Origin of the sequence: Pseudomonas sp. MMS21 TM103 (assembly GCF_022132145.1) — a bacterium.
Lineage (GTDB): Bacteria > Pseudomonadota > Gammaproteobacteria > Pseudomonadales > Pseudomonadaceae > Aquipseudomonas.
In genome coordinates, this window is the sequence record NZ_JAJISP010000002.1 from 88,717 (window position 1) to 102,522 (window position 13,806).

11 protein-coding genes and 3 tRNA genes are annotated in these 13,806 nt (G+C 57.9%); 1 reads left to right on the forward strand and 13 read right to left on the reverse strand.

Going from position 1 to position 13,806, the window contains the following annotated elements:
* Positions 1-16 precede the first annotated feature (16 nt).
* From lon to LJY18_RS07520, 7 genes are all read right to left on the reverse strand, one after another.
* Entirely contained in the window at positions 17-2,413 is a 2,397-nt protein-coding gene (lon, locus tag LJY18_RS07490) for an endopeptidase La (protein WP_238041197.1), read from the reverse strand.
* 153 nt (positions 2,414-2,566) lie between these two features.
* A complete protein-coding gene (clpX, locus tag LJY18_RS07495; protein ID WP_238041198.1) occupies positions 2,567-3,847 on the reverse strand; it encodes an ATP-dependent Clp protease ATP-binding subunit ClpX in 1,281 nt (426 codons plus the stop codon).
* Positions 3,848-3,955: 108 nt separating this feature from the next.
* Entirely contained in the window at positions 3,956-4,597 is a 642-nt protein-coding gene (gene clpP, locus LJY18_RS07500; RefSeq protein ID WP_238041199.1) for an ATP-dependent Clp endopeptidase proteolytic subunit ClpP, read from the reverse strand.
* A 92-nt stretch (positions 4,598-4,689) separates the two neighbouring features.
* Entirely contained in the window at positions 4,690-6,000 is a 1,311-nt protein-coding gene (gene tig, locus LJY18_RS07505) for a trigger factor (RefSeq protein ID WP_238041200.1), read from the reverse strand.
* A gap of 127 nt (positions 6,001-6,127) precedes the next feature.
* Positions 6,128-6,212, reverse strand: a tRNA-Leu gene (locus tag LJY18_RS07510).
* A 54-nt stretch (positions 6,213-6,266) separates the two neighbouring features.
* Positions 6,267-6,342 (reverse strand) — tRNA-His (locus tag LJY18_RS07515).
* A 33-nt stretch (positions 6,343-6,375) separates the two neighbouring features.
* A tRNA-Arg gene (locus LJY18_RS07520) sits at positions 6,376-6,452 on the reverse strand.
* Between the two features lie 270 nt (positions 6,453-6,722).
* On the opposite strand from LJY18_RS07520, the gene folD reads away from it, so the two are divergent.
* The gene (gene folD, locus LJY18_RS07525; RefSeq protein ID WP_238041201.1) at positions 6,723-7,577 is read left to right on the forward strand and encodes a bifunctional methylenetetrahydrofolate dehydrogenase/methenyltetrahydrofolate cyclohydrolase FolD; all 855 of its coding nucleotides are present in this window, start codon (positions 6,723-6,725) and stop codon (positions 7,575-7,577) included.
* A gap of 61 nt (positions 7,578-7,638) precedes the next feature.
* On the opposite strand, the gene LJY18_RS07530 is transcribed toward folD, so the two are convergent.
* From LJY18_RS07530 to LJY18_RS07555, 6 genes are all read right to left on the reverse strand, one after another.
* Positions 7,639-9,381 (reverse strand): ABC transporter substrate-binding protein, encoded by a 1,743-nt coding sequence (locus tag LJY18_RS07530; RefSeq protein WP_238041202.1) that lies wholly within the window; start codon positions 9,379-9,381, stop codon positions 7,639-7,641.
* A gap of 85 nt (positions 9,382-9,466) precedes the next feature.
* The gene (locus tag LJY18_RS07535) at positions 9,467-9,739 is read right to left on the reverse strand and encodes a DUF2160 domain-containing protein (RefSeq protein WP_238041203.1); all 273 of its coding nucleotides are present in this window, start codon (positions 9,737-9,739) and stop codon (positions 9,467-9,469) included.
* A 12-nt stretch (positions 9,740-9,751) separates the two neighbouring features.
* Entirely contained in the window at positions 9,752-10,552 is an 801-nt protein-coding gene (locus LJY18_RS07540) for a carbohydrate ABC transporter permease (RefSeq protein WP_238041204.1), read from the reverse strand.
* An 8-nt stretch (positions 10,553-10,560) separates the two neighbouring features.
* Positions 10,561-11,424: a carbohydrate ABC transporter permease gene (locus LJY18_RS07545; protein WP_238041205.1), complete on the reverse strand. Its 864-nt coding sequence runs from the start codon at positions 11,422-11,424 to the stop codon at positions 10,561-10,563.
* The gene (locus tag LJY18_RS07550; RefSeq protein ID WP_238041206.1) at positions 11,421-12,548 is read right to left on the reverse strand and encodes an ABC transporter ATP-binding protein; all 1,128 of its coding nucleotides are present in this window, start codon (positions 12,546-12,548) and stop codon (positions 11,421-11,423) included. The genes LJY18_RS07545 and LJY18_RS07550 overlap by 4 nt, the downstream gene beginning before the upstream one ends.
* The gene (locus tag LJY18_RS07555) at positions 12,548-13,642 is read right to left on the reverse strand and encodes an ABC transporter ATP-binding protein (RefSeq protein WP_238041207.1); all 1,095 of its coding nucleotides are present in this window, start codon (positions 13,640-13,642) and stop codon (positions 12,548-12,550) included. The genes LJY18_RS07550 and LJY18_RS07555 overlap by 1 nt, the downstream gene beginning before the upstream one ends.
* Positions 13,643-13,806 lie beyond the last annotated feature (164 nt).

The window sequence follows — 13,806 nt, forward strand, 5'->3', positions numbered from 1 at the left end:
CAAGGAAGCCTCCCAACTAGTGCGTGCTAATTCGCCCCTTGGAATCCGTCTCGCGCTTGTCATCCTTTGCAACCAGCTCAGGAGCCGCGTCAGGCAAGGGCTCCGGCGCGTATTGCAGCGCAATTTGCAGGACTTCGTCAATCCATTTAACCGGTTTAATCTGCAAGTCTTGCTTAATGTTCTCCGGAATCTCTTTCAAATCGCGCACATTCTCTTCCGGAATGATCACAGTTTTGATTCCGCCCCGATGTGCAGCCAAGAGTTTTTCTTTCAAGCCACCGATGGCCAACACTTGGCCACGCAAGGTGATTTCGCCGGTCATTGCTACATCTGCACGTACCGGAATCTGAGTCAGGGCCGAGACCAGCGCCGTGCACATGCCCACGCCTGCGCTAGGGCCGTCTTTCGGGGTTGCCCCCTCCGGCATATGGATATGGATGTCGCGCTTCTCATAGAAGTCCAGAGGGACTCCCAGGCTCTTCGCCCGACTACGCACCACGGTCTGCGCTGCAGTAATGGACTCAAGCATCACATCGCCCAGCGAACCGGTCTTGATTAACTGCCCCTTGCCCGGCACCACTGCGGCCTCGATGGTCAGCAACTCACCACCGACCTGAGTCCAGGCCAACCCTGTCACCTGACCGATCTGATCTTGCAGTTCCGCCAAGCCATAACGGTGCTTGTGCACACCGAGGAAATGCTCCAGCGAGTCCGCTGTCACCAGCACTTCGAAACGTTTCTCCAGACTGTGCTCTTTCACTGCCTTGCGGCAGACCTTGGCAATCTGCCGCTCCAGGCTGCGCACACCGGCTTCGCGAGTGTAGTAGCGAATGATGTCGCGAATGGCTTCGCGCTCGAAACTGAGCTCGTTCTTTTTCAGACCGTTGGCCTGGATCTGCTTGGGCGCCAGGTACTTGATGGCGATGTTGATCTTCTCGTCTTCCGTATAGCCGGGCAGACGGATCACCTCCATCCGATCGAGCAAAGCTGCCGGAATGTTCATGGAGTTGGCAGTACAGAGGAACATTACATCCGAGAGGTCGTAATCGACTTCCAGATAGTGATCATTGAAATTGTGGTTCTGCTCCGGATCGAGCACCTCAAGCAATGCAGAGGCCGGATCGCCCCGCATATCCTGTCCCATCTTGTCGATTTCATCGAGCAGGAACAGCGGATTACGTACGCCCACCTTGGTCATTTTCTGAATCAGGCGACCCGGCATCGAACCGATATAGGTACGGCGGTGACCGCGAATCTCTGCTTCATCGCGTACACCACCGAGCGCCATACGCACGAACTTGCGGTTGGTGGCGTGAGCGATGGACTCCGCCAACGAGGTCTTGCCCACACCCGGCGGCCCGACCAGACAGAGGACTGGCCCCTTGATCTTCTTGACGCGCTTCTGCACAGCGAGGTACTCGAGGATCCGATCCTTGACCTCATCGAGCCCGTAGTGATCGGCATCCAGGATAGCTTCGGCACGCGCCAGATCCAGGCGCACCTTGCTACGCGCCGTCCACGGCACATTCACCAGCCAGTCGATATAGGAGCGCACTACTGTGGCTTCTGCCGACATCGGCGACATCTGCTTGAGCTTGTTCAGTTCGGTCTGGGCCTTGCTGTAGGCCTCCTTGCTCAAGCCACCGTTCTCGATGCGTTTTTTCAGCTCATCGAGTTCATTGAGGCCGTCCTCACTGTCGCCAAGTTCTTTCTGAATGGCCTTCATCTGCTCATTCAGATAGTACTCGCGCTGACTGCGCTCCATCTGCTTCTTGACCCGGCCACGGATACGCTTTTCGACCTGCAACAGATCAATCTCGGCATCCAGCAGGGCGAGCACATGCTCAACCCGCGCCGACAAATCGGTGATTTCCAGGATTTCCTGTTTCTGTTCAATCTTCAGCGCCATGTGCGCTGCCATGGTATCAACTAGGCGGCTCGGCTCATCAATACCGCTGAGCGAGGACAACACTTCTGGCGGAACCTTTTTGCCAAGCTGCACATATTGCTCGAATTGACTGAGCAGAGTGCGGACAAACACCTCGGACTCACGTCCCGGGGCATCGACCTCGTCGATCAGCTGCACTTCCGCGCGGCAGTGGCCGTCCACCTCGATAAATCGCTCGACTTCACCGCGCTGCTCACCTTCGACCAGCACTTTTACGGTGCCATCGGGCAGCTTCAGCAGTTGCAGTACCGTCGCAACGGTACCGACACGGTAGAGCTCTTCTTCACCGGGATCATCATCGGCGGGATTTTTCTGAGCGATCAGCAAAATCTGCTTCTCGCCGGTCATCGCGGCCTCCAGGGCCTCGATGGATTTCTCGCGACCAACAAACAGCGGGATGACCATGTGCGGATAGACCACGACATCGCGTAGCGGAAGGAGAGGCAATTCGATGGTTGTCTTCATGATTTTTGGCTCTACAGCGGCCCTTAAGGCCTTAAATAGATGGGATAACCCTTAACCCTAAGATGGGGCTAGCCCCAGCAAAAAACAAGCGTTTCGACTGCAAAAGCAAAGGGGCCCGCAGGCCCCTTTGCTTTCAACATGTAACAGACCAACTCAGGCGTCAGGAGCCGCCTTGGCAGCAGGCTCGCTGTTCTCGTAAATCAACAGGGGCTTGGATGTTCCATCGACAACACTTTCGTCGACAACCACCTTGCTGACTTCCGACTGCGAAGGAATCTCGTACATGGTATCGAGCAGAATCCCCTCAAGGATCGAGCGCAAACCACGGGCACCGGTCTTACGCTCCAAAGCCTTGCGCGCAACGGATAGCAGCGCGTCAGGACGGAACTCCAGATCAACACCTTCCATCTCGAAAAGCTTGGCATATTGCTTGGTCAGGGCATTCTTCGGCTCGGTCAGAATCTGCATAAGTGCAGCCTCATCCAACTCGTCGAGGGTTGCAATGACCGGCAAGCGACCGACAAATTCTGGAATCAAACCAAACTTGACCAGATCGTCCGGCTCGACAGCACGCAGCGACTCACCAATCTTCTTACCCAGATCCTTGCTGCGAACCTCGGCATTGAAGCCGATCCCACCCCGAGTCGAACGACCCTGGATGACTTTTTCCAGGCCAGAGAACGCACCGCCGCAGATAAACAGGATATTGCGCGTATCAACCTGCAGGAACTCCTGCTGTGGATGCTTGCGCCCGCCCTGCGGAGGTACCGAGGCCACAGTACCCTCGATCAGTTTCAACAAGGCTTGCTGCACACCCTCGCCCGAAACATCGCGGGTAATCGACGGGTTATCAGACTTGCGCGAAATTTTGTCGATTTCGTCGATATAGACAATGCCCATCTGGGCCTTTTCCACATCGTAATCGCACTTCTGCAGCAGCTTCTGGATGATGTTCTCGACATCCTCCCCTACATAACCAGCTTCGGTCAGCGTGGTGGCGTCAGCGATGGTGAACGGAACATTAAGCAAGCGCGCCAGTGTTTCAGCCAGCAGGGTTTTACCCGAACCGGTTGGACCAATCAGCAGGATATTGCTCTTGCCCAGCTCGACATCGTCCTTCTTTTCGCGCTGATTAAGCCGCTTGTAGTGGTTATAAACGGCCACTGCCAGGATTTTCTTCGCCCGCTCCTGACCAATCACATACTGATCGAGGATGGCGCTGATTTCCTTTGGCGCAGGCAGCTTGTGCGCGCTGCTTTCGGCCTGGGCTTCCTGCACCTCCTCTCGGATGATGTCATTGCACAGGTCGACGCACTCGTCGCAGATAAAGACCGAGGGGCCGGCAATCAATTTACGCACTTCATGCTGGCTTTTGCCGCAGAAGGAGCAATAAAGCAGCTTGCCGTTGTCCTCGCCATTGCGGGTGTCAGTCATTCGATCAATCCAATACGGTAGGCTTGAAAAACAAGATGGAGGCAAATGCGAGCATTTTCAAGCCCGCAATGCGACCGACTGCATGCCGGCCGCGCACGATCACCTTAACTAGCTCGAAGCCAGGCGCTTATCGAGAACTTTGTCGATGAGGCCATAAGCAACCGCTGTCTCACCACTCATAAAGTTGTCGCGATCGGTATCACGCGCAATCACGTCCAGCGGCTGACCGGTATGACTAGCCAGCACGTTATTCAAGCGATCACGAATGGTCAGGATTTCGCGGGCATGAATCTCGATATCCGATGCCTGCCCCTGAAAACCACCCAACGGCTGATGAATCATCATCCGCGAGTGCGGCAGACAAAAACGCTTGCCCGCAGCACCAGCAGTCAGCAGCAGAGCACCCATACTGCATGCCTGGCCGATACAGATAGTCGACACGTCTGGGCGAATGAACTGCATGGTGTCGTAGATCGACATGCCTGCAGTCACCGAGCCACCCGGCGAGTTGATATACAGGTGGATGTCCTTGTCCGGGTTTTCCGCTTCGAGGAACAGCAGTTGCGCGGCTACCAGATTGGCCATGTAGTCTTCGACCGGGCCGATCAGGAAGATCACGCGCTCCTTGAGCAGGCGTGAGTAGATGTCATAGGCGCGCTCACCGCGGGCCGTTTGCTCGATAACCATGGGCACCAAGCCGCCAGCGGCCTGGATGTCTGGCATTTGTTGCATAAAAGGATTGCGGGACATTTCTTGCACTCGCTCCCTAAACAGTCATGTATCAAATACGCATAAGCCAGCACGGTGGCTGGCTTATGGTGTGCTCGAACGAGATAAAGAAATCAGGCGGCTTGCGGAGCTTCCACCGGCTTGACAGCTTCTTCGTAGGAGACCGATTTATCGGTCACATTAGCCTTCTGCAAAACAGTATCTACAACTTGCTCTTCCAGCACAACCGAACGGACTTCGTTCATTTGCTGGTCGTTTTTGTAGTACCAGGCCACGACCTGCTCAGGCTCTTGGTAGGCCGAGGCCATTTCCTGGATCATCTCGCGCACACGAGCATCGTCAGGCTTGAGCTCGAACTGCTTGACCACTTCGGCAACGATCAGACCCAGCACCACGCGACGCTTGGCTTGTTCCTCGAACATATCCGCCGGCAGTTGCTCGGGCTTGATATTGCCACCGAACTGCTGCACCGCCTGCACGCGCAGACGATTGATCTCATTGCCGATCAGGGACTTCGGCACTTCGATCGGATTGGCAGCCAGCAGACCGTCCATCACCTGGTTCTTCACCTTGGACTTGATGGCCTGACGCAGCTCGCGCTCCATGTTCTTGCGCACTTCAGCGCGGAAACCTTCCAGACCGCCTTCCTTGACGCCGAACTGGGCAAAGAATTCGTCGTTGAGCTCAGGCAGCAGGGGGGCGGAAACACTGTTCACGGTAACAGTGAACTCAGCAGTCTTGCCGGCCAGATCCAGGTTCTGGTAGTCATCCGGGAATACCGGGTTGATTACCCGGACATCGCCGGCTTTGGCACCAACCAGTGCATCTTCAAAGCCAGGGATCATGCGGCCGGAGCCCAGAACCAGCTGAGAACCGGTGGCAGAACCACCCGCGAATGCTTCGCCGTCGATCTTGCCAGCGAAATCGATATTCAGCTGGTCGCCATTCTCGGCAGCACGCTCAACCACTTCAAAGCGGGTGTTCTGCTTGCGCAGAATTTCCAGCATGTTGTCCAGATCGGCATCAGCCACATCGGCCTGAAGACGCTCGATAGCGATGGTCTCGAGACCAGCTACCTCGAATTCCGGAAAGACTTCGAAAGTCGCGACGTACTCAAGGTCCTTGCCCTTCTCGAAGGTTTTCGGCTCGACGGCCGGAGAGCCTGCCGGGTTGAGCTTCTGCTCGACCACGGCTTCGTAGAAGGTGGCCTGGATCAGGTCGCCCAGGGCTTCCTGACGAGCGGCGTCTTCATAGCGCTGGCGAATCACGCTCATCGGCACCTTGCCAGGACGGAAGCCAGCAACTTTAGCCTTGCGGGCAGTCTGTTGCAGACGCTTGTTGACTTCAGTCTCGATGCGCTCGACGGGCACGCCGACGGTCATGCGACGCTCAAGAACAGAAGTGCTTTCAACAGAAACTTGCATGGGTATTCCTCGTTGCACAGACATAGGCCGGCCGTTTACCGGCCCCGAATCAAGGGCATGCATTCTAGAGGGTCAATTTGCAGAAGTCACCCTAGATGCTAGCGGCAAACGGGAGGGAGCTAAAAGATGGTGCGGACGGAGAGACTCGAACTCTCACACCTTGCGGCGCTGGAACCTAAATCCAGTGTGTCTACCAATTCCACCACGTCCGCGTGGTAAGGCCTTCAAACAAAAACGCCAGGCTTTTGGCCTGGCGCCTTTAAATATGGGGTGGACGATGGGGATCGAACCCACGACAACAGGAGTCACAATCCTGCGCTCTACCAACTGAGCTACGCCCACCATATTGCATTTACTTGCGCCAAAGCTGCCAAATGGCACGCCCGGCAGGACTCGAACCTGCGACCATCCGCTTAGAAGGCGGATGCTCTATCCAGCTGAGCTACGGGCGCCTATCCATCTGCAAGAGCAGACTTAAAGCTTTCGGCTGCAGCAGAAGCCTTGCGACCTTTGCGTTTGCCGTCTTACCCAGCGACTGGCTGTGCTCGACAAGCGGGGCGAATGTTATAGAGGCGCCGGTAACACGTCAACAGGGAAAGCTAAAAAAATTCAGTTATATAAAGGAGTTACGCGAAAACCCTCGCACGCGCCTTTGCCCTGGGGTTTCGTCATGCGAGAATGCGCCTCCTTTTTCAATCCTTTCCAATGGTTAACCAAGCGCAATGACCGCACAACTGATCGATGGCAAAGCGATCGCCGCCAGCCTCCGCCAGCAGATCGCCAAACGCGTCGCCGAAAGGCGTCAGCAAGGCCTGCGAGCACCAGGCCTCGCGGTGATTCTGGTTGGCAGCGATCCTGCCTCTCAGGTCTACGTTTCGCACAAGCGCAAAGACTGCGAAGAAGTCGGCTTCGTTTCCCAGGCCTATGACCTTCCCGCCAGCACCAGCCAAAGTGAGCTTCTGGCGCTGATTGAACGGCTGAACGATGACCCGAGCATTGACGGCATCCTCGTGCAGCTGCCGCTGCCGGAAAGCCTGGATGCATCCTTATTGCTCGAGCACATCCGCCCGGACAAGGATGTCGACGGCTTCCATCCTTACAACATTGGCCGCCTGGCCCAGCGTATGCCGCTGCTGCGGCCCTGCACACCCAAAGGCATCATGACCCTGCTGCACAGCACCGGCGTGGATCTGTATGGCCTGCACGCCGTGGTGGTCGGGGCATCCAATATCGTCGGCCGGCCGATGGCCATGGAGCTGCTGCTGGCCGGTTGCACCGTCACCATCACCCATCGCTTCACCAAGGACTTGGCCAGCCATGTGGCACAAGCCGACATCCTGGTGGTGGCGGCCGGCAAACCTGGCCTGGTCAAGGGCGAGTGGGTCAAGCAAGGCGCCATCGTCATCGATGTCGGGATCAACCGCCAGGCGGACGGAAAATTGATCGGCGACGTGGAGTATGATGCCGCCCTGCCTCGCGCCGGCTGGATCACCCCGGTACCGGGCGGAGTTGGCCCCATGACCCGCGCCGGCCTGCTGGAAAACACCCTGCATGCGGCCGAACACCTGCACAAATAGCGTGTTCGACGGTCATGAAAAACGGCACCCGAAGGTGCCGTTTTTTATGACCTGTTAACTATCAATCACGCGCCTGCTCCCAGGACTTGAGCAGTTCGTTGTAATTGATGGTTTCACCCTTGGGCTTCTCGTTCGCCAGTTTCGGCTTGGGGGCGCCCGGCTGATCCAACCAGTACTGCGGATCTTTCGCCTCGTTCAGCTTAGGCCCGCATTCACCCAGCACGCCAGCGCGCTCCAGACGACCGAGCATGGTGTCCTGGGCTGCCGCCAGACCATCCAGCGCTTCTTGCGGCGACTTATCGCCACTGGCCGCTTCGGCGATGAACTGCCACCACAGCTGCGCCAATCGCGGATAATCCGGTACGTTGGTACCGGTCGGTGTCCACTGCACCCGTGCCGGGCTGCGATAGAACTCGACCAAACCGCCCAACTTCGGCGCGATATCGGTCATCGCCTGCGAGTTGATATCCGACTCGCGGATCGGCGTCAGACCAACCAGAGTCTTCTTCAGCGACACGGTTTTCGAGGTGACAAACTGGGCATACAGCCAAGCCGCCAGGCGCTGTTTGTCCGGGGTGGACTTGAGGAAGGTCCAGGAACCGGCATCCTGATAACCCAGCTTCATGCCCTCTTCCCAGTAAGGACCTTTCGGTGATGGCGCCATGCGCCACTTCGGCGTGCCATCTTCGTTGACCACCGGCAGACCGGCCTTGGTCATATCGGAGGTAAAGGCGGTGTACCAGAATATCTGCTGAGCGATGGCGCCCTGAGCGGGCACAGGGCCAGCCTCGGAGAAGGTCATGCCCTGAGCTTCCGGCGGCGCGTATTGGCGCATCCAGTCGACGTACTTGGTGGTCGCATAGACCGCCGCAGGGCCATTGGTAGCACCACCGCGCGCGACACTGGAACCGACCGGGCGGCAACCGTCTACCCGGATGCCCCATTCGTCCACCGGCAGGCCGTTAGGCAGCCCCTTGTCGCCGCCACCGGCCATGGAGAACCAGGCATCGGTGAAGCGCCAGCCCAGGGAGGGGTCTTTCTTGCCGTAATCCATGTGCCCGTAGACGCGTTGGCCGTCGATTTCCTTGACCTTCTCGGAAAAGAACTCGGCGATGTCTTCATAGGCCGACCAATTGACCGGCACACCCAGCTCGTATCCGTAGATCTCTTTGAACTTGGCCTTGAGTTCAGGGCGCTCGAACCAGTCGGCGCGAAACCAATAGAGGTTGGCGAACTGTTGATCAGGCAGTTGATACAACTTGCCATCCGGCGCGGTGGTGAAGTCCAGGCCGATAAAGTCCGGCAGGTCCAGGGTCGGTGAGGTGAAGTCCTTGCCATCGCCGGCCATCATGTCGGTCAGCGGCACGGCCTTGCCGTAGCGGAAGTGCGTACCGATCAGATCCGAGTCGTTGATATAGCCGTCGTAGATGTTCTTGTCCGACTGCATCTGGGTTTGCAGTTTCTCGACCACATCGCCCTCTTGCATCAGGTCGTGCTTGAGCTTGATCCCGGTGATTTCACTAAAGGCCTTGGCCAGCACCTTGGACTCGTACTCGTGGGTGGCGATCGTCTCCGAGGCAACGCTGATCTCCATGCCGCGGAACGGCTCCGCCGCCTTGATGAACCATTTCAGCTCTTCGAGCTGTTGCTGCGCGGTCAACGTAGAGGGACTGAACTCATCGGCAATCCATTTTTTTGCCGCTTCCTCATAAGCATCCGCCCAAGCTGCGCCGCTTAATCCGGACAACGTCAGCAAGGCAGCCAGCGCCATGCTATGTCGAGTTTTGTTGTTATTGTCGAACATAGAGAGACCTCCATCTCAGGGTTTTGGGCGAGGTAAGTTGGTTGCAGATCGCGACCCCAACGGTCGCGACCGGTGACAACCCGGCTTAGCCCCAACGCATCACTGCAAACAGCCAGAACAAGGACAGCACCGAGGCTATCCACACACTCCAATCGGTCGTACCCACCACCAGCAAATGCAGGTAGGCGCTTCCCAGCAGACCGATAAACAACCGATCACCACGGGTGGTGCTGATCGGCAAGAAGCCTTTGCGCTCGATACAGGGAGAGCGCAGTTCCCACACCGTCATGCCCGCCAGAATCGCGGCGATAGTGCCGAAGAACAACGCGGTGGGCAGAGTCCAGGCCATCCAATCCATAATCTTTACTCCTTAGACCCGGCCCAGGGCGAAGCCCTTGGCCACGTGGTTGCGAACGAACCAGATCACCAGCATCCCCGGCAGGATGGTCAGCACACCGGCAGCCGCCAGTACCCCCCAATCGATACCGGAAGCCGAGACTGTGCGGGTCATCACCGCGGCTATGGGTTTGGCGTTCACCGAGGTCAGGGTGCGTGCCAGCAGCAGCTCGACCCAGGAGAACATGAAGCAGAAGAACGCGGTGACACCGATGCCGGAGCCGATCAACGGGATAAAGATCTTCACGAAGAATTTCGGGAAGCTGTAGCCGTCGATATAGGCCGTTTCGTCGATCTCCTTCGGCACCCCGGACATAAAGCCTTCGAGAATCCACACGGCCAGCGGCACGTTGAACAGGCAGTGCGCCAGAGCCACGGCGATATGGGTATCGAACAGGCCAATCGAGGAGTACAGCTGGAAGAACGGCAGCAGAAAAACTGCTGGCGGCGCCATGCGGTTGGTCAGCAGCCAGAAGAACAGGTGCTTGTCGCCGAGGAAACGGTAGCGCGAGAAGGCATAAGCCGCCGGCAGCGCTACTGTCAGGGATATCAGGGTGTTCAGAGTCACGTAGTACAGCGAGTTGAGGTAGCCCTCATACCAACTGGGGTCGGTGAAGATCACCTGGTAATTGGCCAGGGTGAAACTCTGCGGCCACATGCTCAGGCCACCGAGAATCTCGGTATTGCTCTTGAACGACATGTTCAGCAACCAGTAGATGGGCACCAGCAGGAACAGGATGTAGAGCCCCAGCACCACTTTTTTACGTAGGGTCATGGTCGGCCTCAGCGCGTCTTGTCGTTATGGGTCATGGCGGTATAGAACAGCCAGGACACCAGCAGAATGATCAGGAAGTACACCAGCGAGAACGCCGCCGCCGGGCCCAGATCGAATTGGCCGATGGCCATCTGGGTCAGGGTCTGGCTGAGGAAGGTGGTGGCATTGCCCGGACCGCCCCCGGTAAGCACGAAGGGTTCGGTGTAGATCATGAAGCTGTCCATGAAACGCAGCATCACCGCGATCAGCAGCACGCTTTTCAACTTGGGCAGCTGGATATGCCGAAACACCGCCCAGGCCGAGGCGCGGTCGATGCGCGCCGCCTGGTAATACACATCGGGGATAGCCCGCAGACCGGAATAACAGAGCAGCGCCACCAGCGAGGTCCAATGCCAGACATCCATGATCAGCACCGTGACCCAGGCGTCACTGGTGTTGGCGGCGTAGTTGTAGCTGATACCCAGGCTGTTCAGCGCCCAGCCCATCAGACCGATGTCGGCGCGGCCGAAGATCTGCCAGATGGTACCGACCACGTTCCACGGGATCAGCAACGGAATCGCCATGACGATCAGCACCAGCGATGCCCAACGGCCCTTGGTCGGCATGGTCAGGGCGATGGCAATGCCCAGAGGAATTTCAATCAGCAGCACACAGCCTGAATAGATGAACTGACGCAGCAGCGAGTCATGCAGGCGCGTGTCCTGCAGCACCTGCCTGTACCAATCGACCCCGACGAAATAGCGCGTCGAATGGTCGAAGATGTCCTGCACCGAGTAGTTGACCACTGTCATCATCGGCACGATGGCGCTGAACGCCACCAGCAGAAATACCGGCAATACCAGCCACCAGGCCTTGTTGTTATATACTTTCATGGCTGCGCCTCCACTGATGGCGATCGAGCTGGCAGCTCTTGCACCAGGTATTCGTCGGCATAGAGCATCAGCCACTGCGCGGGAAAGCTCAGGTAAACCTGCTGGTGCGGTACCGGCTGATCCTCCTGCAGGCGCACTTTGAGCAGCTGGCCGTCCAGGCGCAGGGTGAGGATTTTATAAGTGCCCAGATCTTCGAGATGCACCACCTCACCGCACAGCGCGTCTTCGTTGGGGCCTTCCCAGACATGGACGAACTCAGGGCGAATACCGACTTTCAGACTGCTCCAGTCCAGCTCGTCCAGCCGCTGATTCAGTGCCGGCGACAAGGGCAGCACGGTATCGGCGAAACGTACACCGCCCTCGCAGCGGCCGACCTCGATCAGGTTCATCCCCGGGCTGCCGATGAAGTAGCCGACAAAGGTGTGACTGGGCCGCTCGAACAGCTCGCGCGGAGTGCCGAACTGGACGATCTGGCCGCCGTACATCACCGCGATCTTGTCGGCGAAGGTCGAGGCCTCCAACTGATCGTGGGTGACGTAGACCATGGTGATATTGAACTGCTCGTGGATCTGCTTGAGCTTGCGCCGCAGTTTCCACTTCAGGTGCGGGTCGATCACCGTCAGCGGCTCGTCGAAGAGAATCGCCGAGACGTCATCGCGCACCAGGCCGCGGCCCATGGAGACCTTCTGCTTCTCGTCGGCAGTCAGGTTGCTCGCTCGCTTGTGCAACAGCGGATGCAGATCCAGCACTTCGGCGATTTCGTTGACCTTGGCCAGAATCCTGGCCTTGTTCATGCCCTGGTTACGCAGCGGGAAGGCCAGGTTGTCGAACACCGTCATGGTGTCGTAGACCACTGGAAACTGGAAAACCTGGGCGATATTGCGCTGCTCGGGATGCAGGTGGTTGACCACCTTGCCGTCGAACTGCACCTCGCCGTGGGAGGGGCTGAGCAAGCCGGAAATGATATTGAGCAGGGTCGACTTGCCGCAGCCGGACGGTCCGAGCAAGGCGTATGCACCGCCCTGCGCCCAGACATGGTTCATCTCGCGGATCGCGTAATCCGCCGCGCCATTGGGCGCACGGCTGTAGCTGTGCGCCAGGTTGTGCAAGCGTATCTCGGCCATCAGGCGCTCCTCGCTAAACGGCGGCTCGGCGCCTGGATCAATCGGCCATTGGCCTCGAAGACGAACAGCTTGTGGGTCGGGATATAAATCAGAATCGGCGTATCAACGTCGTACTCGTGCACGCCCGGTAGGTGCAGCACCAGCACGAACTGTTCATTGCGCACATGCAGGAAGGTTTCCGAGCCACTGATTTCCGCCAGCTCCACGGTCACGGCCAATTCCAGATCGTCGTCGTTGGACGGCACCAGGCCGATATGGCTAGGGCGCACGCCGAAGCGGTACTCGCCTTCGGCGATGCTTTTCAGATCGGAGTTGAGCGGAAAATGCACGGCATCGGCAAAGCTCACCTCGGTGCCACTGATGCGTCCTGGCATCAGGTTGATCGCCGGCTCCGAGAACAGCTCGGCGGCCAGCACCTGCTGCGGCTGATGGTAGACCTCGGCGGTCTTGCCGCTCTGCACCACCCGCCCCTCATGCAGGATGGTGGTGGTGCCACCTAGGGCCAGGGCCTCGTTCGGCTCGGTGGTGGCGTAGATGGCGATGGTATGACGCGCGGCAAACAGCTCGCGCATCTCCTGGCGCAGCTCTTCACGCAGCTTGTAGTCGAGGTTGACCAGTGGTTCGTCGAACAGAATCAGCGATGCATCCTTGACCAGAGCCCGAGCCATGGCCGTGCGCTGCTGCTGGCCGCCGGACAGCTCCAGCGGGTGGCGCTGGAGCAACGCCTCGATGCGCAGCATCTTCGCGGTGGCATGCACCTTTTCGAGAATCTCGGCCTTGCTCACCCCGGCTTGGCGTAGCGGCGAGGCGATGTTCTCGAATACCGTCAGGGTCGGGTAATTGATGAACTGCTGGTAGACCATCGACACGTTGCGCTGACGCACCGAGACATTGGTCATGTCCGCGCCATTCATCAGGATGCGCCCACTGCTCGGCTTGTCCAGGCCAGCCATCAAGCGCATCAGGCTGGTCTTGCCGGACAGGGTGCGGCCGAGCAACACATTGAAGGAACCGGGTTCGAAGCTCAGGCAGACATCGTCGATGTGCACCTGCTGCTCGACGATACGCGTGACATTCTCAAGCGTAAGTGACATGGGCCGTCCTATTTTCTTGTTATTTGCTTTCTATCTGCGCAGTGACAAGGCGAGTTCCGTGCCAAGCGCCTGTAAAACCTGCTAACTGACTGATTTATTTGTACTTAGCCGAATATTGCCGCTGCTGGTATTTTCGCAAATGAACAATTTTGCACAGTCAATCA